Below are 19,705 nucleotides of genomic sequence, written 5' to 3'. Positions count from 1 at the left end.
GTTGGAACTCGGTCAAATGTGGGAGCTGGCTTGCCTGCGATAGCGGTACAACAGGCACCAGCTTTACCCCTGGCTGAACTGCGACGCCAGTTCGCGCAACAACACCTCAGCATCGAGCACCTTGCTCACCACGTCCTCGGCCTTGTCGCGGCTCAGACCCAGGCGCTCCAGCAGCTCGTCCGGAATCTCGGCCTCAGGCCCGGAGCCAATCCCCCGCCCGCGCAGCAAACGCACCGCCAGGCATACCAGGTTCGGGTATTCGGCGTATTGGCCGTCGTAGCTCGGGTCGTGCTGGAAGCGCAGGGCCGTGGACAGCTCTTGCGGCATATCCCAGTAACGCATCAGCCAGGCGCCGATCTGTTCGCGGCTGATGCCCAGCAAGTGCTGCTCGATATAGCTGTGGCACAGGTGCGGGTTGACCTCCAGGTGCCGGCAGATCAGCGAGAAGTGCGGTGGGAAGACGTGGGCCAGTAACAGGTAACCAAAGTTGTGCAGCAGGCCCGCCAGGTAGGTCAGGCCGGCTTCCGGACGCTGGGCGCGGGGCATGGCGCGGGTCAGGCCTTCGATCACCGCAGCGGTGTAGATCGACTGGTGCCAGTAGGGCGTGGCCTGTTGCGGATGGTCCTTGGGCAGGCTCAGGGTCTTGCCCAGCGCCAGGCCCAGGGCCAGGTTGATCACCAGGTCGAAGCCCAGCACGCGCACAATCGCATCCTCTACCGAGCGGATCTTGCCCGGCGAGGCGTAGTACGGCGATGCCGCCCAGCTCACCACTTGCGCGGCCAGGGCCGGGTCGGTCTCGACCACGCCGGTGATGTCGTCGATGGTCGCGTTCGGGTCAACCCGCAGCTTGATGATCTTCTGCGCGGTGTCGGCCAGCGGCGGAATCTCGATGGTGGCTTCCAGCCTTTGCTGGATGCGGCGGGCGGTAAACGCCTGCATGGCCTGGGAGATTTCGTCGCGGTCATCGTTAGGGCGATCGAAGTTGGGCCGGATGCTGCTCAAGGGCTCGCCGAAGTTGGCGGCGCTGGCTTTGCTCAGCATGCGCTTGAAGTCATCGCTGGCGATTTCCAGCAGCACCGTGGCTTCGCCCGAGTGCACCAGCAGGGTCGGCTCGCGCAGCAGGCGTTCTTCATACAGGCATGGCGAGCTGGTCAACGGCGGCAGGCCGGGCAGCAGGCTCAGGCTGTGTTTGCCGAGCATGCGCTCCAGGCGCTCCGGTGCGACGGCGGTGAGGTTGCGCCCGGTCAGCTCGGTAAGGCGATTGAGATCCAGCAACTGGCTCTGGGGGAACAGCACCATCAGGGCGCCCACCGCGTCATCGAGCAGTACCGCTTGAACCTTTCGGGCCGGGTTAAGGCCTGGGTGTTCGGTGACTTCCGTGTAGCTGATGGCGAGTTTCGCGAGCAGGTCCCGAATGACCGATGGGGCAGTCGGCGGGGCTGTGGCGTGGGCAACTTCTGACATGGCCGGATCCAATTTCCTACATTTGCTTGGAGTATAACCAGCTTGGTTCGGCGGGGGGGTGTCTAACTGCGGTTTGTGATGGTGTCGGCTATCGGCGGTCTGTCAGACCTGGCCGTATTGCTGGCCGTGGCGCAGCCAGCGATCCAGCAGCGGGCTGACGTGGTGCGGCCAGCGTTCCAGCAGGGCCTGGGCGGCGTCGCGCACGGCGGGCAGCAGGTCGGCGTCGCGCATCAGGTCGGCCACTTTAAATTGCAGCAGGCCGGTCTGGCGGGTGCCGAGCATTTCGCCGGGGCCGCGCAGTTCCAGGTCTTTTTCGGCGATCACGAAGCCGTCGTTGGTCTCGCGCATGATCCCCAGGCGCTGGCGGCCAATCTGCGACAGCGGCGGATGGTAGAGCAGCACACAGTGGCTGGCGGCACTGCCCCGGCCGACACGACCGCGCAGCTGGTGCAGTTGCGCCAGGCCCAGGCGCTCGGGGTTTTCGATGATCATCAGGCTGGCGTTGGGCACATCCACGCCGACTTCGATGACTGTGGTGGCGACCAGCAATTGCAGGTTGCCGGCCTTGAACTCGGCCATCACTGCGGCTTTTTCCGCAGGCTTCATGCGCCCGTGGATCAGCCCGACCTTGAGCTCGCCCAGGGCGCTGGTGAGGTCTTCGTAGGTGGTTTCGGCCGCCTGGCAGGTCAGTTCTTCGGACTCTTCGATCAGCGTGCATACCCAATACGCCTGGCGCCCCTCGGCGCAGGCGCCGCGCACGCGCTCGATGACTTCGACGCGGCGGGTGTCGGTGACCAATACGGTGTTGACCGGGGTGCGGCCGGGCGGCAGCTCGTCGAGGATCGAGGTGTCGAGGTCGGCGTAGGCACTCATGGCCAACGTGCGTGGGATCGGGGTGGCCGTCATGATCAACTGGTGCGGGTTCATCCGCCCGCCCACGCCCTTTTCGCGCAGGGCCAGGCGTTGCTGCACGCCAAAGCGGTGCTGTTCGTCGATGATCACCAGGGCCAGGTTCTTGAATTTCACTTCGTCCTGGAACAGCGCGTGGGTACCCACCACCATCGGTGCGCCGGCGGCGATCTGTTCCAGGGCGGCCGTGCGGTTCTTGCCCTTGAGCTTGCCCGCCAACCACGCCACTTCCAGGCCCAGGGGTTCGAGCCAGCGCTTGAAGGTGATGAAGTGCTGCTCGGCGAGGATCTCGGTCGGTGCCATCAACGCCACCTGGTAGCCGGCCTCCAGGGCCTGCAGCGCGGCCAGGGCCGCGACCACGGTCTTGCCAGCACCGACATCGCCCTGGATCAGGCGCAGCATTGGTTCTTTCTGACTCAGGTCGTAGGCAATTTCGTTGCCTACCCGCTGCTGCGCGCCGGTCGGCGCAAAGCCGAGGTTGGCCAGGTATTGCGCGGGCAGGCGCGTGGCTTTGGGCATCGCTGGCGCACGCAGGGAGCGCATGCTTTCGCGCAGGCGCTGCTGGGACAGTTGGTGGGTCAGCAACTCTTCAAAGGCCAGGCGATGCTGGGCCCAGTGATGACCCAGGGCCAGCTCATCGACATCGGCATCGGCCGGTGGATGGTGCAGATAGCGAATCGCATCCGCCAGGGGCGCCAACTGGTAGTCACGGGCCAGCTCCTGCGGGAGCCAATCGGGCAGGCTTTGCGGGCCGAGCAGGGTCAGGGTCTGCATGCACAGCTGGCGCAGGCGCTGTTGCGTCAGGCCCTCGGTGAGCGGGTAGATGGGAGTGAGGGTGGTGTCTACCGGCGGCGGTTCGTCGCCGGTAATGGCGCGGTATTCCGGATGGTAGATTTCCAGGCCCGAGGCGCCCGGGCGCGCTTCACCGTAGCAACGCACGCGAGTGCCGCGCTTGAGGCCTTCCTTTTGCGCGTTGCTGAAATGGTAGAAGCGCAGGCTCAGGCCACCGGTGCCGTCCTGCAGGCGCACCACCAGGCTGCGGCGCTTGCCCATCACTACATCGGCACCGCTGACGGTGCCTTCGACCACCGCGTCCTGCCCGGGGCGCAGATGGCCGATGGGCACTACGCGGGTGCGGTCCTGATAGCGCAGGGGCAGGTGAAAGAGCACGTCCTGGAGGTTTTCCAGGCCGACCTTGGCCAGCTTCTCGGCCATGGCTTCACCGACACCCTTGAGTGCCGTCACCGACACCTGCGACAACTCAGTCATACAAGGCTTAGCTCGCAGCGGGCGGCTTGGCCACCGAGCACAGGCGGATCGAGTCGGCGAGGATATCAATCGCTTTCGGGCGCGGGAAACTGGCACGCCAGGCAATCGCCACGGTGCGGAACGGCACGGGCGGGGTGAGCGGACGCACTTCGATCACGCCGGCTGCATAGTGATGGCTGTCCACGGCCGACAGCGGCAGGATCGAGATGCCCAGGCCAGACGCCACCATATGGCGGATGGTCTCCAGGGAGCTGGATTCCACCGTGGTGTGCTTGGCGCCGTCGTTGCCCTTGGTCAGGGTCGGGCAGGCTTCCAGCACCTGGTCGCGGAAGCAATGGCCTTCACCGAGCAGCAGCAGGCTCTTGTCGTTGAGCAGGCCGGCGTCGATCGTGTCTTTTTGCGTCCACGGGTGGGAGGCGGGCATCAGCACGTAGAACGGCTCGTCATAGAGTGGCAACGTCAGCACGTCGGCTTCGTTGAACGGCAGGGCGATGATGATCGCGTCCAACTCACCGTTGCGCAGTTTGTCGCGCAGTACGTGGGTGAAGTTTTCCTCGATATACAGCGGCATCTGCGGCGCAACGCGATGCAGTTGCGGGATCAGGTGTGGGAACAGGTACGGGCCGACGGTGTAGATCGCGCCGACTTTCAGCGGGGCAGTCAGTTGGTTCTTGCCGGCCTGGGCCAGTTCACGAATGCTCTGGGCCTGCTCCAGTACCTTCTGGGCCTGGGCCACAATGCCTTCGCCTACCGGAGTGAGGCGCACGGCGCTCTTGCTGCGCTCGAAAATCAGCACACCGAGTTCGTCTTCAAGCTTCTTCACACCCACCGACAGCGTCGGCTGGCTGACATGGCAACGTTCGGCGGCATGGCCGAAGTGTTGCTCTTGGGCGAGGGTCACGATGTAGCGTAATTCTGTAAGAGTCATAGCGGGCGTCCATGAGGTTGCGGGCCAAGCATACCGGCTGCAATCGATAGGCGCACGTTATCAGAACTAGATTGGGGATTGAGCGGTTTGTGCGGGGGATTTTGCTTAATGGCGTTGGCGGCTTTGTGTGGGGGTGGGCTTGTTCGCGATGGCGGTGTGTCAGTCATTGTGGATGTTGACTGTTACACCGTCATCGCGGGCAAGCCTGCTCCCACACAAGCCCGCTCCCACAGGGGTTAGCGGCGACGCTTCTCGATGTTGTAGACAAACGGCGCAACGATTTCGATGCTGCCGTTTTTCAACATGTCGGCCGGTGGCTTGGGCAGCGGCTGGGCACGACGGATCATCTCCAGAGTGGCGCGGTCCAGGTCGGCGTTGCCGGAACGGCCCACCAATTCATAAGACAGCACCTTGCCTTCAGCATCCACCACGAACCGCAAGCGGTTCAAGCCTTCCTTGCCACGGGCCTGGGCGCCTGGCGGGTACTTCTTGTATTTCGCCAGGTGACCGAGCAGCGTGCTTTCCCAGGTGGCCTTGGCCGCGACTTGCGCTGGCGAAGGGCCGGGTTGCGGTTGGGCCGACTTTTCCGAAGGCGCGTTGTTCTGAGGGCTTTCGCTCGGCGGGTCCTCGGAAGGTTTCTCCTTGGGCTGCTCGACCTTTTTCTCAGGCTTGGGCGGCTGCGGCTTGGGCTTTGGCTTGACCGGCTTGGGCACGGAAATCGTCGGCTTGGGTGCCTCGGCCAGTTTCGGCAAGGGCAACTCTTCCACCGGCGCCGGCGGTTGCGGCGGCGTCACCACCTTCGGCGGGGCCGGAGGCGGTGGTGCCGGCATCGGCGCCAGGTCGATGACCATGGCCGCCGGTGGCAACTGCACCATATGGGGTGCCGACCATTGGTACGCGAGGATGATCGCGACGGCGTGGACGCCCAGCACGACGGCGAGGCTGGTGCCATAACGCGTCAGTTTGTGGCGCGTCGTGATCATTTTTTGGCTGCCGTCTCAAGTCCGACCAGACCGACCTTGAGGTAGCCGGCCGCCCGCAGGGCATCCATCACGCTCATCAGGTCGCCGTAGTCCACGCCTTTGTCGGCTTGGAAGAAGATCGTCGTGTCTTTCTTGCCCTGGGTCCGCGCGTCGAGCACCGCACCCAGGGTTTCGGATTTGACTTCTTCTTCGCCCAGGAACAGGCGCTGGTCAGCCTTGACGCTGAGGAACACCGGTTTCTCCGGCCGCGGCGCGGGTTTCGCGCTGGAGGCGGGGAGGTCGACCTTGATGTCCACCGTGGCCAAGGGTGCTGCCACCATGAAGATGATCAGCAGCACCAGCATCACGTCGATAAACGGCGTGACGTTGATTTCGTGGTTCTCGACGAGCTCGTCGTCGCCTTGATTCAAATGCAGGCCCATGGCCGATTACCCCACTTTCACCATGTGCGGTTGCGAGCTGCGCTCGGTAGGCAGGTGATCGAGGTCACGGCTGACCAGCAACAGGACTTCTGCCGAAGCATCCGACACCTGGGCCTTGTAGCCGGCGATCGAGCGTGCGAAGACGTTGTAGATCACCACCGCCGGAATCGCGGCGACCAGGCCCAGGGCGGTTGCCAGCAGGGCTTCGGCGATGCCTGGGGCAACGACGGCGAGGTTGGTGGTCTGGGTCTTGGCGATGCCGATGAAGCTGTTCATGATGCCCCACACGGTACCGAACAGACCGACGAACGGTGCGGTAGAACCGATGGTTGCCAGCACGCCGGTGCCGTTGCTCATGTTGCGACCGCAGGCCGCTACCAGGCGCTCCAGGCGGAAGCTCACGCGTTCCTTGATGCCTTCTTTTTCGCGGGTGTTGGCCGACAGGCGCATTTCTTCCAGTGCGTCGTGCACCAAGAGATGCGCCAGGGTGCCCTTGATGGCCGCGCTTTCGCTGGCTTCTTTAAGGGTGGTGGCTTTTTTCAGGTTGACGATTTCAGTGCGCAGGCGGCGTTTGGCGCCCAGCAGTTCGAAGCCTTTGGCGATCCAGATGGTCCAAGTGATGATCGAGGCGATAGCCAGGCCGACCATCACGATCTTCACGATGATGTCGGCGTTCTGGTACATGCCCCACGGCGACAGGTCGTGGGCCATGCCCAGGGTGTTGTCTTCTTCCAGAACTACGCCGGTTTCATCTTGCGGGGTAACACCGTCAGCTGCGACCGGGTCGGTGGCCGCAGGTGCGGCAGCCGGCGCGCCGGGAGCTGCGGCGTTTTGCTCAGGTGCTGGGGCTGCAGCCGGGGCTGGTGCAGCGGCGGCAGGCGGGGTGGCCGGTGCCGTGGCATCGGCGAACGCGGCGGTCGGAGCCAGCAGGACGCTGAGCAGCAACGCAGTTATCGCGCGCCAGGCGCGGGACGGGCTGTGAGGCTTGGTTGGCGAAGCGGGGAGGTTATTGCGTGTCATGCTGGCCGGACCTGAGAGGAAAAAATAAGGGATTGCCCTGCCAGGCCGCAAAAGGGCCGAGGACAAATGGGCCGTTATTATTGCAAGTAATTCTTGTTAACAGAAGTAATACAGTAACTTTATTTGTGCTTTTTCTGGCCGCTGGTCACCTGCGAGGGCTAATCTAGACCTTTGAGAACGGAGTTTTGTGATGTCTGCGCCTTCTGTGGTGATTGCCGGTTGTGGTGATGTAGGTAGTCGGCTGGCGAGTCAATTGCTGGTCGCGGGATGGGAGGTGCATGGCCTGCGACGCAATGTCTCGCGCCTGCCGGAAGGGGTGATTGGCATTGCCGGCGACCTGTTCAAAAAGGACTGCCCCGACACCTGGCCGATTGGTGGCGTGGACTACCTGGTGTACTGCGCGGCCGCAACCGACCACGATGAAGCGGGCTATCGCAAAGCCTATGTCGAAGGTTTGCAGCATGTGCTGGAGTGGCTCGATGACTATGGTCAGCAGCCCAAGCACCTGCTGTTTGTGTCCAGTAGCAGCGTCTACGGCCAGCAAAACGGTGAATGGGTCGATGAAACCTCGCCCACCCATGCCGTTGGGTACTCCGGGCAGGTGATGCTGGAAGCCGAGCAAGTGGCATTGGACAGCGGTATCCCGGCCACGACTGTACGCTTGACCGGTATCTATGGTCCTGGTCGCGAGTGGTTGTTGAGCCAGGTGCGCCAAGGCTATCGCGTGGCGGTTGAGCCACCTTTATATGGCAACCGCATCCACGTCGATGATGCGGCAGGGCTGCTGGCCTTTTTGCTGCTGCATGTGGAGCAGGGCGGTACGTTGGACAAGGTCTACATCGGTGTCGACAACGCGCCTGCGCCGCTGGCCGAAGTCGTGGATTGGCTGCGCGAGTACCTTGGGGTCACCGAGTGGGCCGAAGACGCCAGCGTGCGGCGTGCGGGCAGCAAGCAGTGCAGCAATGCGCGAGCCAAGGCGCTGGGCTGGACGCCAACCTATCCAAGCTACCGCGAAGGCTACGCCGCTATCCTCAAGGGCTGACCTCTCCTGTGGGAGCCGGGCTTGCCTGCGATGCAGGCAGCTCGGTGTGTCAGTGAAACAGAGGTGATGCTATTGCAGGCAAGCCAGCTCCCACAGTGGTCTTACTGTTTTTCCAGCAGCCACTGGCGCTGCCCAGGGCTCAACTGAGGAATTTCGTCTGGCCTGGAATGATTGATCGCCTGGAAAATTTCCAGCGTGTTGCCGTTGCGCACGAAAATCCAACTATCCCCCGCGTCGCCTTTGCCCAGGTACAGGGTGTCATTGCCGGCGCCTTGAGTGGCGCAGTCCCCGCCCAGGCACAATTCGTATCGGTCATTCTTTCCCAGGCCCGACAGGTTGCCATGCGCATTGAACACTACGGTGCCGCCGGCGCCTTCGCCCTCAAGGATTTTCCACGGGCCACCCATGTAAGCTGAGTTCAGTGCCTGCCGGAATGTACTCCCCCATTGCGCACCCTCCGTGGTCGATGGGTGGGCACGCTGGAACACCTGGCCGGGCAGATCCTTGCGAGGCAGTTGGAGCAGTTGCTGATCCTTTAATTGCAGTTCGTCACGGCCATAGCCGTTGTGATCGACGGTCCATGCGCCAGGTGCTTTTGGCAGGAGTTGGCCTTCATCTACCTCAAAGGCACTGCTGGCATGAGCTTGGCCGGTGCGGGTGTCGACATTCCACTCCAGGTTCCTGCCGTTGGCTTGCAGGCTGTTGAGCAGCGGCCGGCCCTGGGCGGCGGCATCGATGGCGGCCTGGTTGATCCAGATCCCGCTGATGTCGACGGGTTGCGATACGTGGGTGCAGCCGCCCAGCAAGGCCAGGCCAATGAGGAGTGGTTTGAACATGGCGTAGTCCGAGGCAAAGGATTGCAGGCTAAAGAAAAAGGAGCCCGTAGGCTCCTTTGTTTCGTATCACTGTTTTTCCAACAGCCACTGGCGCGGCCCGGGGGTGAACGAAGGCACTTCGTCGGCCTGGGATGTATTGATCGCCTGGAAAATCTCCAGTTGCTTGTCGTTGCGACTGAAGATCCACGGGTTGCCCTGGCCGCCTTGTTGCAGCCAGATGCTGTCGTAGCCACCACTCATGGAGGCGCAATCGCCTGCCAGGCACAGTGAATACTGGTCGGCACCCGGCAGGCCGGTAACCTGGCCGTTGGCCTGGAACTGTACGGTCTCGCCCAGGCCGCTGCCGCTGGTGATTTTCCAACTGCCGCCCATGTAGGCCGCGTACAGCGCCCGTTCGAAGTTGGCACCCAACGGTGCGCCTTCAGGGGCAGGGTCCTTGGGGCGATCAAAGAGCTGTTCGGGCTCGTTGTCGTTGGCCACTTGCAGCAGCTGTTTGCCCTTGCGCTTGAGTTCGGTGGTCGAGCTGCCGTAGAAATCAACGTTCCAGGTGCCGGACTTTTCGCCGGCCAGGGTGCCTTCAGGGCGTTCAAAGCCGTTGAAGTAGCGCGCCTGGTTGGCCCGGGTGTTGACCTCCCATTCGAGGTTCGGGCCGTAGGCTTGCAGGGCTTCACGCAAAGGGCCGCCCTTGGACGCCGCATCGATGGCAACCTGGTTGATCCAGGTACCGCTCACATCCCGGGTGGCAGGACTGCTGGCGCAGCCGCCAAGAAGAAGGGCCAGCAGCGTGGAGGCAACGAGCGCTTTGCGCATTACGAAATCCTTTTAAAACGAAGTCGGCGCAACCCCGTGGGTTGCGCCGAATGTATTACTCGATGACCAGAATCGCGTCCATCTCAACCTGGGAACCCTTGGGCAGGGCGGCAACGCCAATGGCGGCGCGGGCTGGGTAGGGTTGTTCGAAGTACTTGCCCATGATCTCGTTGACCTTGGCGAAGTGGCTGAGGTCGGTGAGGAAGATGTTCAGCTTGACGATGTCCTTGAACGAACCGCCTGCTGCTTCAGCTACCGACTTGAGGTTCTCGAAGACTTGTACGGTCTGGGCTTCAAAGCCTTCAACCAGTTCCATGGTCTTTGGGTCCAGTGGGATCTGGCCGGACATGTAGACGGTGTTGCCCGCCTTGATCGCCTGGGAATAAGTACCGATGGCAGCAGGTGCCTTGTCGCTGGTGATAACAGTCTTGGTCATGAATGACTCCTTGTAATGTCCGGGCTATAGGGGGGTGTTATGCGCGCATGCGAGTGATGCGGATAACCCCGGTCAGGGCACGCAGTTTCTTGATCACACGGGCCAAGTGCACGCGGTCGTGCACGCTGACCACCAGTTGGACCACGCTGATGCGACCATCGCGTTCGTCCATGCTGATTTTTTCGATATTGCCGTCGGCCGCGTTGACACTGCTGGCCAGCAGGGCGATCAGGCCGCGCTGGTGCTCCAGCTCCACCCGCAGCTCGACGTTGAATTCGCCGGTCACATCCTTGGCCCATGACAGCTGGATGCATTTTTCCGGGTTGTGGCGGATTTCGCTGATATTGCGGCAGTTGTCCAGGTGCACCACCATGCCTTTGCCGGCGGACAGGTGCCCGACAATCGGGTCGCCCGGGATTGGCGTACAGCATTTGGCGTAGCTCAGCACCAGGCCTTCGGTGCCACGAATGGCCAGCGGGCCTTCGGGGCTCGGCAGTTGCTCGCCTTCGCCCAGCAGGCGACGGGCGACGACGTAGGCCATGCGGTTGCCCAGGCCGATATCTTCGAGCAGGTCTTCGATGGTTTCCTGGCGGTACTCGTGGAGGATCGCCTGCACGCGCTCGGCGGGAATCTTCTCCAGGGAGCTGTCGAAACCGTTGAGCACCTTGTTCAGCAGGCGTTCGCCCAGGCTGATGGACTCGGAGCGACGTTGCAGCTTCAGCGCGTGGCGGATATGGGTGCGAGCCTTGCCGGTGACCACGAAGTTGAGCCACGCCGGATTCGGCCGGGCCCCCGGCGCGCTGACGATTTCCACGGTGGAACCGCTTTGCAGCGGTTCCGACAGTGGGGCCAGGCGACGGTTGATCCGGCAGGCAATGCAGCTGTTACCGACGTCGGTGTGAACCGCGTAGGCAAAGTCGACCGCCGTGGAGCCCTTGGGCAGCTCCATGATCCGGCCTTTGGGCGTGAACACGTAGACCTCGTCCGGGAACAGGTCGATCTTCACGCTTTCGATAAATTCCAGGGAGTTGCCGGCACGCTGCTGCATTTCCAGCACGCCCTTGACCCACTGGCGGGCGCGGGCATGGGTGCCTTTGGGCTGCTCGTCGCCGCTGGACTTGTACAGCCAATGGGCGGCGATGCCGTTGTTGGCCATCTCTTCCATTTCCCGGGTGCGGATCTGGATCTCGATCGGCACCCCATGCATACCGAACAGCGTGGTATGCAGCGACTGATAGCCGTTGGCCTTGGGGATCGCGATGTAGTCCTTGAAGCGGCCTGGCAGGGGTTTGTACAAATTATGTACAGCGCCCAGCACGCGGTAGCAGGTATCGACCTTGTCGACGATGATCCGGAACGCATACACGTCCATGATCTCGTTGAAGGCCCGGCGCTTGCCGCGCATCTTCTTGTAGATGCCGTAGATATGCTTCTGCCGCCCGCTGACTTCGCCTTCAATCTCGTCGATTGCCAGGCAATGGCTCAGGGACTCTTCGATCTTGTTGACGATTTCCTTGCGATTGCCCCGGGCGCGCTTGACCGCCTGGTAGATACGCGCTGAACGCATCGGGTGCATCGCCTTGAAACCAAGGTCTTCGAATTCGATACGAATGGCATGCATGCCCAGCCGGTTGGCGATGGGCGCGTAGATTTCCAGGGTTTCCTTGGCAATGCGCCGGCGTTTCTCGCCGGACAGCACTTCCAGCGTGCGCATGTTGTGCAGCCGGTCGGCCAGTTTGACCAGGATCACCCGGATATCCCGGGCCATGGCCATGGCCATTTTCTGGAAGTTTTCCGCCTGGGCCTCGGCCTTGGTTTCGAAGTTCATCTGGGTCAGCTTGCTGACCCCGTCGACCAGGTCGGCCACGGTTTCGCCAAATTGCGCGCTGAGCGCTTCCTTGGCAATGCCGGTGTCTTCGATCACGTCATGCAGCATCGCGGCCATCAGGCTTTGATGGTCCATGTGCATGTCGGCAAGAATATTGGCCACCGCAAGAGGATGGGTGACATATGCCTCGCCGCTGCGGCGGCGTTGGCCGTCGTGGGCTTGTTCGGCGTAGAAATACGCTCGGCGGACCAGGTTGACCTGGTCGGTACCGAGGTAGGTCGATAAGCGATCGGCGAGGGCGTCTATGCTCGGCAAGGTATTAACTCCTGCCGAAGGCTTTGACCCCGCGCCGTGCTACGTCGACCAGGCATAGGCTTAGACGGCCTCGTTGGACTCGTCCTCGAACGCTGCAAACAGCGGTTCGTCTTCAACGATCTCGGCGTTGGCGATGAACTCGTAGCTCATCACGCCGGCAGCGATTTCGCGCAGGGCCATCACGGTTGGCTTGTCATTTTCCCAATTGAGCAACGGCTCTTTGCCGCCAGTGGCCAATTGACGGGCACGCTTGGTAGAGAGCATGACCAGCTCAAAGCGGTTATCCACGTGTTCTAGGCAGTCTTCAACGGTTACGCGGGCCATGGTATTCCTCGGAGCGAATGCAAGATGCGCGCTGCCCGGTTGGGCGAGCGGACTCAACAGTTTAAAAAATCACCAGCGTTTAGGGAAGCGCTGATTTTCCGCAGGCCCCGGCAAACACGCTACAAGCGCCAATGTAAGGCCCTTGCAGCGGTTTTGGGAAGAGCCATTCAACCGAGCAGTTCGGCCAACAATTTGCCAAAACGCTGTTGCTGGCGTTTTTGCTGGAGCTGATTGGCACGGAAAATCGCCTTCAGGTCGTCCAGGGCGTGGGCAAAATCGTCGTTGATGATCAGGTAGTCGTAGTCCACATAGTGGCTCATTTCACTGACGGCTTCGCGCATGCGCCCAGCGATGATCTCGTCACTGTCCTGGCCGCGATTGGTCAGGCGCTGGTGCAAGGCTTCCAGGGACGGCGGCAGGATAAAGATCGAGCGCGCCTTGGGCATCAATTGGCGCACCTGTTCGGCGCCCTGCCAGTCGATTTCCAGGATCAGGTCATGGCCTTCGTCGAGGGTCTGCTGCAAATGGCTCTGGGACGTGCCATAGAGGTTGCCGAACACTTCGGCACGCTCCAGGAAGTCACCGTGTTCGATCATCTTCACGAACTCGCTGCGCTCGACGAAGTGATAGTTCACGCCGTTCACCTCACCCGGACGCATGGCGCGGGTGGTATGGGAGACCGATACGCGGATCTCCGGGTTGGCGTCGGTCAGGGCCTTGACCAGGCTGCTTTTGCCCGCGCCCGAGGGCGCGGAAATAATGTAGAGGGTGCCGGTGCTGTGGGTCATGGGAGTTGCCTTACTCAATATTCTGTACTTGTTCGCGCATTTGCTCGATCAACACTTTGAGGTTGACCGCCGCCTGGGTGCTGCGCGGGTCGAAGGCTTTAGAGCCCAGTGTATTGGCTTCGCGGTTGAGTTCCTGCATCAGGAAGTCCAGGCGCCGACCAGCGGCACCGGCCGACTTGAGCACGCGGCGCACTTCCAGGATGTGGGTGCTCAGGCGGTCGAGTTCTTCGGCGACGTCGCTTTTTTGCGCGAGCAGGACCATTTCCTGCTCCAGGCGCACCGGGTCGAGGTCGGCCTTCATGTCGGCGAAGCGGTCGAGGACCTTCTGGCGCTGGGTGGCCAGCATTTGCGGCACCAATTCGCGCAGGGTCACCACGTCGGCTTCGATAGCGGTCAGGCGCTCGCTGATCAGGCGCGCCAGTTCGGCGCCTTCGCGCTCGCGCCCGGCCTTGAGCTCCTTCAGGCCTTGGTTGAACAGGGCCAGGGCCTCGGCATTCAGCGCCTGCGGGTCAGTGGCGTCGGCCACCAGTACGCCGGGCCAGGCCAGGACTTCCAGCGGGTTCAGGGCTGCCGGCTGCTTGATCAGGCTGGCGATGGTCTCGGCGGCGGCGACCAGTTGCGCGGCGCGTTCGCGGTCAACCTGCAACGGCTTGCCGGTGGTTTCCTCGGTAAAGCGCAGGGTGCATTCCAGCTTGCCACGGGAGATGCCGGCGCGCAGGGCTTCGCGCACGGCGCCTTCAAGGTCGCGAAAGGATTCGGGCAGGCGCAGGTGCGGCTCCAGGTAGCGGCTGTTGACCGAGCGCAGTTCCCAGCTCAGGGTGCCCTGGGCGCCGGCTTTTTCGACGCGGGCGAAGGCGGTCATGCTGTGCACCATGGAGGTACCTCGCGATACAGTCCCGCAAACGGGCGGGCTGGTAGGTAGATTGAAGCCGACTGGCTGCGAAGGCGCAGGATTGTAGCGCAACGGGGCGAGCGCCCCCAAATGCTGGCTGTGACAAAGGGTGGCAGGGCTTGTCCATTCGTTACCGAATTTATTAGCAGTGCCGAGAAGCGGCCTGCGGCTCTATAATGCTCGGCAGTTTTTCGTCCTTAGTACAGGTATCCCCTATGAAACGTCCAAGTGGTCGCGCTGCCGATCAGCTCCGCTCGATCCGCATCACCCGCAACTACACCAAACACGCCGAGGGATCTGTACTGGTCGAGTTTGGCGATACCAAGGTCATCTGCACCGTCAGCGTCGAGAACGGCGTGCCGCGTTTTCTCAAGGGCCAGGGCCAGGGTTGGTTGACTGCAGAGTACGGCATGTTGCCGCGCGCCACCGGCGAGCGTAACCAGCGTGAAGCCAGTCGTGGCAAGCAGGGTGGTCGTACCCTGGAAATCCAGCGCCTGATCGGCCGCTCCCTGCGCGCTGCGCTGGACATGTCCAAACTGGGCGACGTGACCCTATATGTCGACTGCGACGTGATCCAGGCCGACGGCGGCACCCGCACCGCGTCCATCACTGGCGCCATGGTCGCCCTGGTCGATGCGCTGAAAGTGATCAAGAAACGCGGTGGCCTGAAAGGTGGCGACCCGCTCAAGCAGATGATTGCCGCTGTGTCGGTGGGCATGTACCAGGGCGAGCCGGTACTGGACCTGGATTACCTGGAGGACTCGGCTGCCGAGACCGACCTGAACGTGGTCATGACCAGCACCGGTGGCTTCATCGAGGTGCAGGGCACCGCCGAAGGTGCGCCATTCCAACCGGCCGACCTGAACGCCATGCTGGCCTTGGCCCAGAAAGGCATGAGCGAAATCTTCGAACTGCAGAACGCCGCACTGGCTGACTGAAACCAGCCTCAAGGAGCAACGCCATGAGTGACAACCAGCTTCCCGTGTCGGCCCAGAACAAAGAAGTGCGTCAGTGGGCGATGCTCTGTCACTTCGCGGCGTTCCTCGGCCTGGTGTTCCCCTTTGGCAGTGTGTTGGGGCCGTTGATCCTGTGGCAGGTGAAGAAGGACATGGACCCGCTGATCGATGACCAGGGCAAGGAAGCGCTGAACTTCCAGCTGACCGTGGCCATCGCCTGGCTGGTCTGCTTTGTCCTGGGGTTCGTGGTGATCGGCTTCCTGTTGATGGTGGTGCTGGTAATTGCCGCGCTGGTGTTGACCATCATCGGCGGGGTCAAGGCGAACAAAGGCATTGCCTACCGTTACCCGCTCACCTGGCGATTGATCAAATAATCATCGCCCACAAAAAAACCGACAGCGATGTCGGTTTTTTTGTGCCTGGATATTGACCTCAGATGGTCAAGGTCCAGTCGTAGTCCACGATCAACGGCGCATGTTGCGAGAAGCGCGGTTGACGCGGCAGACGTGCGCTGCGCACAAACCGGCGCAGGCCGGGGGTCAGCAACTGGTAGTCGAAACGCCAGCCCAGGTTAAGCATCTCGGCCTGTTCGTTGTCCGGCCACCAGCTGTACTGGTCGCCTTCGCGGCTGACTTCACGCAGGGCATCTACATAACCCATGTTGCCGACAATCTCGTCCATCCAGGCCCGTTCCGGCGCCAGGAAACCCGGGGATTGCTGGCTGTCGCGCCAGTTCTTGATATCCAGCTTCTGTTGCGCCACGTACAACGAGCCACAATAAATGTACTCGCGACGTTTGCGTCGCTGTTTATCCAGATAACGGGCGAAATCGTCCATTAGCTTGAACTTCTGGTTCAAGTCTTCATCGCCGTTCATCCCCGAAGGGAGCAGCAAGGTAGCAATACTGACTTTGTCGAAATCGGCTTGCAGGTAGCGCCCGTAGCGATCGGCTGTCTCGAAGCCGAGGCCGCTGATGACCGCCTTGGGTTGCAACCGTGAATACAGAGCCACGCCACCTTGGGCAGGGACTTCGGCATCACAGGCATAAAGGAAGTAGCCATCCAGTTGGAAGGCTGGGTCGTCCAGTTCAAAGGCGGAGGCGCGGGTGTCCTGCAGGCAGATGACGTCGGCATTCTGGGCTTGCAGCCAACTGAGCAAACCACGCTCGACTGCAGCCTGAATACCATTAACGTTCACACTGATGATCCGCATAAATGGCCCCAAAAATCGCGTGCGTGTATGATACACGCCGTCTACCTATTTAGCTAAATCCGTGGTATCTGAGGCTTTTTTCATGCAGGCGTATCAACGCGATTTCATTCGTTTTGCCATCGATCGCGGGGTTTTGCGCTTCGGTGAGTTCACCCTCAAGTCCGGGCGCACCAGCCCATATTTCTTCAATGCTGGCCTGTTCAACTCGGGTTCTGCCCTGGCGCAACTGGGGCGTTTCTACGCCGCCGCTATTGTTGAAAGCGGTATTTCCTTCGACGTGCTGTTTGGCCCTGCCTACAAAGGCATTCCGTTGGCCGCCGCGACCGCAGTGGCCCTGGCCGAACATCACGATCGGGATCTGCCATGGTGTTTCAATCGCAAGGAAGCCAAGGCCCACGGCGAAGGCGGCAGCCTGGTCGGCGCACCGCTGGCCGGTGATGTGCTGATCATCGACGATGTGATCACCGCCGGCACCGCGATTCGTGAAGTGATGCAGATCATTGCATCCCAGGACGGCGCCAAGGCCGCCGGCGTGCTGATCGCACTGAACCGCCAGGAGCGCGGCAACGGTGAGTTGTCGGCGATCCAGGAAGTAGAGCGTGATTTTGGCATTCCAGTGGTCAGCATCGTGTCGCTGAACCAGGTATTGCAGTTCCTCGAAGACGACCCGCAGCTCAAGCAGCACCTGCCGGCAGTGCGTGCGTACCGCGAGCAGTTTGGCGTCTGACCCCTTGTAGCTGATGAGCTTGTGTAGGAGCGAGCTTGCTCGCGATGGCGATCTGTCAGTCAACATCAGTGTTGAATGGACTACCGCTATCGCGGGCAAGCCCGCTCCTACAGGGGATCTCCATAATGCTGCAGGTCGATGCACATAAAAAAGCCCCCGTTCAACCAGGTTGAACGGGGGCTTTTTGTTTCAGTGTTTACGGCCGCTTGCGATTGCTGATCAGCGTGCCCATGCCCGTATCAGTGAAGATCTCCAGCAGCACCGCATTGGGCACCCGGCCGTCGATGATCAGCGAGCTGCCGACACCACCTTGCACTGCTTCCAGTGCGCAGCGGATCTTCGGCAGCATGCCGCCGTAGATAGTGCCGTCGGCGATCAGGTCGTCGACTTGCTGGGTGGTCAGGCCGGTCAGGACCTTGCCTTCCTTGTCCATCAGGCCGGCGATGTTGGTCAGCAGCATCAGCTTCTCGGCCTTCAGGGCCTCGGCCACCTTGCCGGCTACCAGGTCAGCGTTGATGTTGTAGGACTCGCCATTGGCCCCCACGCCAATCGGCGCGATCACCGGGATGAAGTCGCCCTTGACCAGCAGGTTGAGCAAATCGGTGTTGATGCCGATCACTTCGCCCACCTGGCCGATGTCGATGATTTCCGGCTGGGTCATCTCCGGGGTCTTGCGGGTCACGGTGAGTTTCTTCGCGCGGATCAACTCGGCGTCCTTGCCGGTCAGGCCAATGGCGCTGCCGCCGTGACGGTTGATCAGGTTGACGATGTCTTTGTTCACCTGGCCGCCCAGGACCATCTCCACCACATCCATGGTCTGTGCATCAGTGACACGCATGCCGTCGATGAAATGACTCTCGATGGACAGGCGCTTGAGCAGGTCGCCGATCTGCGGGCCGCCGCCGTGTACCACCACCGGGTTGATCCCGACGGCTTTCATCAACACGATGTCGCGGGCAAAGCCGGTTTTCAGCTCGTCGCTTTCCATGGCATTGCCGCCGTACTTGATCACCAGCGTCTTGCCGACGTAGCGTCGAATGTAAGGCAGCGCTTCGGAAAGGACCTTGGCGGTATTGGCGGCGGCGTCGCGTTCGAGGGTCATTCAGGGCTCCGGGGCAAATAATCAGAACGGTAGTTGGAGATCAGGGGCAACACGTTTCAACTGGGCGTGGAACACGTCCTTGATGCGCTGCAACTCGGCCTCGGTATCCGCCTCGAAACGCAGGACCAGCACCGGAGTGGTGTTGGACGCGCGAACCAGGCCCCAGCCTTCGGCATAATCGACTCGCACACCATCAATGGTGGTCAGGTTGGCGCCTTCACCCCATTGCGCATCGTGCAATGCGTCAATGATGCTGAATTTGCTCTCTTCGGTCACATGGATATTGATTTCCGGCGTAGAAATATCGTTCGGGAAGGTCTCGAACAAGTCTTCAGCGCTGGATTTCTCCTTGCTGAGGATCTCCAGCAGGCGGGCGGCGCTGTAGATGCCGTCGTCAAAACCGAACCAGCGTTCCTTGAAGAACACGTGGCCGCTCATTTCGCCGGCCAGCAGGGCACCGGTTTCTTTCATTTTCTTTTTGATCAACGAATGACCGGTCTTCCACATCAGTGGGCGGCCGCCATATTCCTTGATCAACGGCGTCAGGCGCCGGGTGCACTTGACGTCGAAGATGATCTCGGCGCCTGGGTTGCGTGCAACCACGTCGCGGGCGAACAGCATCAGCAGGCGGTCGGGGAACACGATGCTGCCGGTGTTGGTCACCACGCCCACGCGGTCGCCGTCGCCATCGAAGGCCAGGCCGACATCGGCCCCCACTTCTGCGACCTTGGCGATCAGGTCCACCAGGTTTTCAGGCTTGCCCGGGTCCGGGTGATGGTTGGGGAAGTTGCCGTCGACATCGCAGAACAGCGGGATCACTTCGCAGTTCAGGGCTTCGAGCAGTTGCGGGGCGATCACGCCGGCTGCGCCGTTGCCGCAGTCCACCACGACTTTCAGGCGGCGCTGGAGCTTGACGTCCCGGGTGATTTCGTCCGAATAGCGCTGGAGGATATCGACTTGGGTGATGCTGCCCTGGCCGCTGGTCAGGTCATTGGTCTTGAGGCGAGTGTGCAGGGCCTGGATCTGCTCGTTGGCCAGGGTGTCGCCGGCAATCACGATCTTGAAACCGTTGTAGTCCGATGGGTTGTGGCTGCCGGTGAGCATCACGCCGGATTTGCCGGCCAGCACGTTGGCGGCGTAGTACAGCGCCGGCGTTGGCACCAGGCCTACGTCACTGACATGGCAGCCGCTGTCGGCCAGGCCCTGGATCAGGCGCTCCACCAACTCGGGGCCGGACAGGCGACCGTCACGCCCCACCGAGACGTTGGGCTCGCCCTGGGCCAGGCTTTGGGAGCCGATGGCGCGGCCGATCCAGTAGGCGGTTTCGGCGGTCAGGGTTTTCGGGACGACGCCACGGATGTCGTAGGCGCGGAAAATGCTGTCGGGAAACGTCGGTGCGACTGGGGCTGCGTTGCTCATCACTGGGGAAACTCCATCGATAC

The 19,705-nt window shown here is 61.8% G+C and carries 19 protein-coding genes and 1 pseudogene; 4 read left to right on the top strand and 16 right to left on the bottom strand.

Features of this window, described 5'->3' with window-relative positions; genetic code table 11:
• Positions 1 to 63: 63 nt before the first annotated feature.
• The 6 genes from ACO77H_RS27290 to exbB all read right to left on the bottom strand — a co-directional run bounded on the left by ACO77H_RS27290 (position 64) and on the right by exbB (position 6,995).
• Positions 64 to 1,464, bottom strand: coding sequence for an aminoacyl-tRNA deacylase and HDOD domain-containing protein (locus tag ACO77H_RS27290; protein ID WP_170057527.1), 1,401 nt, complete (start codon positions 1,462 to 1,464; stop codon positions 64 to 66).
• 102 nt (positions 1,465 to 1,566) lie between these two features.
• The gene (recG, locus tag ACO77H_RS27285) at positions 1,567 to 3,642 is read right to left on the bottom strand and encodes an ATP-dependent DNA helicase RecG (RefSeq protein ID WP_057961010.1); all 2,076 of its coding nucleotides are present in this window, start codon (positions 3,640 to 3,642) and stop codon (positions 1,567 to 1,569) included.
• Positions 3,643 to 3,649: 7 nt separating this feature from the next.
• Positions 3,650 to 4,570 carry a hydrogen peroxide-inducible genes activator gene (locus ACO77H_RS27280; protein WP_169955422.1) on the bottom strand — a complete coding sequence of 307 codons (921 nt, stop codon included), beginning with the start codon at positions 4,568 to 4,570 and terminating at the stop codon, positions 3,650 to 3,652.
• Positions 4,571 to 4,806: 236 nt separating this feature from the next.
• On the bottom strand, positions 4,807 to 5,553 hold the full coding sequence (locus tag ACO77H_RS27275) for a TonB family protein (protein ID WP_169955421.1): 747 nt from the start codon (positions 5,551 to 5,553) through the stop codon (positions 4,807 to 4,809).
• Complete coding sequence (gene exbD, locus ACO77H_RS27270; protein WP_029289838.1) at positions 5,550 to 5,975, bottom strand: TonB system transport protein ExbD; 426 nt, start codon at positions 5,973 to 5,975, stop codon at positions 5,550 to 5,552. The genes ACO77H_RS27275 and exbD overlap by 4 nt, the downstream gene beginning before the upstream one ends.
• Before the next feature lie 6 nt (positions 5,976 to 5,981).
• On the bottom strand, positions 5,982 to 6,995 hold the full coding sequence (exbB, locus tag ACO77H_RS27265; RefSeq protein WP_169955420.1) for a tonB-system energizer ExbB: 1,014 nt from the start codon (positions 6,993 to 6,995) through the stop codon (positions 5,982 to 5,984).
• A gap of 190 nt (positions 6,996 to 7,185) precedes the next feature.
• Between exbB and ACO77H_RS27260 the strand changes: the two genes are divergently transcribed.
• The gene (locus tag ACO77H_RS27260; protein ID WP_170042063.1) at positions 7,186 to 8,037 is read left to right on the top strand and encodes an NAD-dependent epimerase/dehydratase family protein; all 852 of its coding nucleotides are present in this window, start codon (positions 7,186 to 7,188) and stop codon (positions 8,035 to 8,037) included.
• A 101-nt stretch (positions 8,038 to 8,138) separates the two neighbouring features.
• Here ACO77H_RS27260 and ACO77H_RS27255 read toward each other — a convergent pair whose 3' ends face one another.
• The 7 genes from ACO77H_RS27255 to ACO77H_RS27225 all read right to left on the bottom strand — a co-directional run bounded on the left by ACO77H_RS27255 (position 8,139) and on the right by ACO77H_RS27225 (position 14,248).
• Positions 8,139 to 8,873: a hypothetical protein gene (locus tag ACO77H_RS27255; RefSeq protein ID WP_170042064.1), complete on the bottom strand. Its 735-nt coding sequence runs from the start codon at positions 8,871 to 8,873 to the stop codon at positions 8,139 to 8,141.
• A gap of 66 nt (positions 8,874 to 8,939) precedes the next feature.
• Positions 8,940 to 9,683 carry a hypothetical protein gene (locus ACO77H_RS27250; RefSeq protein ID WP_169955417.1) on the bottom strand — a complete coding sequence of 248 codons (744 nt, stop codon included), beginning with the start codon at positions 9,681 to 9,683 and terminating at the stop codon, positions 8,940 to 8,942.
• A 55-nt stretch (positions 9,684 to 9,738) separates the two neighbouring features.
• Positions 9,739 to 10,119 carry a RidA family protein gene (locus tag ACO77H_RS27245; RefSeq protein WP_025130815.1) on the bottom strand — a complete coding sequence of 127 codons (381 nt, stop codon included), beginning with the start codon at positions 10,117 to 10,119 and terminating at the stop codon, positions 9,739 to 9,741.
• Positions 10,120 to 10,156: 37 nt separating this feature from the next.
• Complete coding sequence (gene spoT / locus ACO77H_RS27240) at positions 10,157 to 12,262, bottom strand: bifunctional GTP diphosphokinase/guanosine-3',5'-bis pyrophosphate 3'-pyrophosphohydrolase (protein ID WP_032856810.1); 2,106 nt, start codon at positions 12,260 to 12,262, stop codon at positions 10,157 to 10,159.
• 60 nt (positions 12,263 to 12,322) lie between these two features.
• Complete coding sequence (gene rpoZ, locus ACO77H_RS27235; RefSeq protein WP_169955416.1) at positions 12,323 to 12,586, bottom strand: DNA-directed RNA polymerase subunit omega; 264 nt, start codon at positions 12,584 to 12,586, stop codon at positions 12,323 to 12,325.
• Between the two features lie 167 nt (positions 12,587 to 12,753).
• A complete protein-coding gene (gene gmk, locus ACO77H_RS27230; RefSeq protein WP_169955415.1) occupies positions 12,754 to 13,374 on the bottom strand; it encodes a guanylate kinase in 621 nt (206 codons plus the stop codon).
• Between the two features lie 10 nt (positions 13,375 to 13,384).
• A complete protein-coding gene (locus tag ACO77H_RS27225) occupies positions 13,385 to 14,248 on the bottom strand; it encodes a YicC/YloC family endoribonuclease (RefSeq protein WP_169955414.1) in 864 nt (287 codons plus the stop codon).
• 233 nt (positions 14,249 to 14,481) lie between these two features.
• Here ACO77H_RS27225 and rph point away from each other — a divergent pair, with 233 nt between their 5' ends.
• The gene (gene rph / locus ACO77H_RS27220; protein ID WP_057961002.1) at positions 14,482 to 15,204 is read left to right on the top strand and encodes a ribonuclease PH; all 723 of its coding nucleotides are present in this window, start codon (positions 14,482 to 14,484) and stop codon (positions 15,202 to 15,204) included.
• Positions 15,205 to 15,227: 23 nt separating this feature from the next.
• A complete protein-coding gene (locus tag ACO77H_RS27215; RefSeq protein WP_169955413.1) occupies positions 15,228 to 15,596 on the top strand; it encodes a DUF4870 domain-containing protein in 369 nt (122 codons plus the stop codon).
• A gap of 58 nt (positions 15,597 to 15,654) precedes the next feature.
• Here the strand turns inward: ACO77H_RS27215 and ACO77H_RS27210 are convergent, their stop codons facing one another.
• The gene (locus ACO77H_RS27210) at positions 15,655 to 16,434 is read right to left on the bottom strand and encodes an exodeoxyribonuclease III (RefSeq protein ID WP_029289816.1); all 780 of its coding nucleotides are present in this window, start codon (positions 16,432 to 16,434) and stop codon (positions 15,655 to 15,657) included.
• Positions 16,435 to 16,516: 82 nt separating this feature from the next.
• On the opposite strand from ACO77H_RS27210, the gene pyrE reads away from it, so the two are divergent.
• The gene (gene pyrE / locus ACO77H_RS27205) at positions 16,517 to 17,161 is read left to right on the top strand and encodes an orotate phosphoribosyltransferase (RefSeq protein WP_169955412.1); all 645 of its coding nucleotides are present in this window, start codon (positions 16,517 to 16,519) and stop codon (positions 17,159 to 17,161) included.
• Between the two features lie 196 nt (positions 17,162 to 17,357).
• Here the strand turns inward: pyrE and argB are convergent, their stop codons facing one another.
• Together argB and ACO77H_RS27195 are read right to left on the bottom strand one after the other, a co-directional pair.
• On the bottom strand, positions 17,358 to 18,263 hold the full coding sequence (argB, locus tag ACO77H_RS27200) for an acetylglutamate kinase (protein ID WP_076963434.1): 906 nt from the start codon (positions 18,261 to 18,263) through the stop codon (positions 17,358 to 17,360).
• 21 nt (positions 18,264 to 18,284) lie between these two features.
• A pseudogene (locus tag ACO77H_RS27195) lies at positions 18,285 to 19,691 on the bottom strand (phosphomannomutase/phosphoglucomutase); the annotation flags it as partial.
• Positions 19,692 to 19,705: the final 14 nt, after the last annotated feature.

This window comes from Pseudomonas sp. WMBT8, assembly GCF_050916005.1.
GTDB lineage: Bacteria > Pseudomonadota > Gammaproteobacteria > Pseudomonadales > Pseudomonadaceae > Aquipseudomonas.
This window is presented reverse-complemented; position numbering and strand designations above follow the sequence as displayed.

Excerpts from the sequence above, each read along its gene's own strand:
- ACO77H_RS27255 (WP_170042064.1), bottom strand. The coding sequence starts at position 8,873 with ATGTTCAAACCACTCCTCATTGGCCTGGCCTTGCTGGGCGGCTGCACC.
- ACO77H_RS27250 (WP_169955417.1), bottom strand. The coding sequence starts at position 9,683 with ATGCGCAAAGCGCTCGTTGCCTCCACGCTGCTGGCCCTTCTTCTTGGC.
- ACO77H_RS27225 (WP_169955414.1), bottom strand. The coding sequence starts at position 14,248 with ATGGTGCACAGCATGACCGCCTTCGCCCGCGTCGAAAAAGCCGGCGCC.
- ACO77H_RS27260 (WP_170042063.1), top strand. The coding sequence starts at position 7,186 with ATGTCTGCGCCTTCTGTGGTGATTGCCGGTTGTGGTGATGTAGGTAGT.
- pyrE (WP_169955412.1), top strand. The coding sequence starts at position 16,517 with ATGCAGGCGTATCAACGCGATTTCATTCGTTTTGCCATCGATCGCGGG.
- rph (WP_057961002.1), top strand. The coding sequence starts at position 14,482 with ATGAAACGTCCAAGTGGTCGCGCTGCCGATCAGCTCCGCTCGATCCGC.
- ACO77H_RS27280 (WP_169955422.1), bottom strand. The coding sequence starts at position 4,570 with ATGACTCTTACAGAATTACGCTACATCGTGACCCTCGCCCAAGAGCAA.
- ACO77H_RS27290 (WP_170057527.1), bottom strand. The coding sequence starts at position 1,464 with ATGTCAGAAGTTGCCCACGCCACAGCCCCGCCGACTGCCCCATCGGTC.
- argB (WP_076963434.1), bottom strand. The coding sequence starts at position 18,263 with ATGACCCTCGAACGCGACGCCGCCGCCAATACCGCCAAGGTCCTTTCC.
- exbB (WP_169955420.1), bottom strand. The coding sequence starts at position 6,995 with ATGACACGCAATAACCTCCCCGCTTCGCCAACCAAGCCTCACAGCCCG.
- rpoZ (WP_169955416.1), bottom strand. The coding sequence starts at position 12,586 with ATGGCCCGCGTAACCGTTGAAGACTGCCTAGAACACGTGGATAACCGC.
- exbD (WP_029289838.1), bottom strand. The coding sequence starts at position 5,975 with ATGGGCCTGCATTTGAATCAAGGCGACGACGAGCTCGTCGAGAACCAC.
- recG (WP_057961010.1), bottom strand. The coding sequence starts at position 3,642 with ATGACTGAGTTGTCGCAGGTGTCGGTGACGGCACTCAAGGGTGTCGGT.
- gmk (WP_169955415.1), bottom strand. The coding sequence starts at position 13,374 with ATGACCCACAGCACCGGCACCCTCTACATTATTTCCGCGCCCTCGGGC.
- ACO77H_RS27215 (WP_169955413.1), top strand. The coding sequence starts at position 15,228 with ATGAGTGACAACCAGCTTCCCGTGTCGGCCCAGAACAAAGAAGTGCGT.
- ACO77H_RS27210 (WP_029289816.1), bottom strand. The coding sequence starts at position 16,434 with ATGCGGATCATCAGTGTGAACGTTAATGGTATTCAGGCTGCAGTCGAG.
- ACO77H_RS27245 (WP_025130815.1), bottom strand. The coding sequence starts at position 10,119 with ATGACCAAGACTGTTATCACCAGCGACAAGGCACCTGCTGCCATCGGT.
- ACO77H_RS27275 (WP_169955421.1), bottom strand. The coding sequence starts at position 5,553 with ATGATCACGACGCGCCACAAACTGACGCGTTATGGCACCAGCCTCGCC.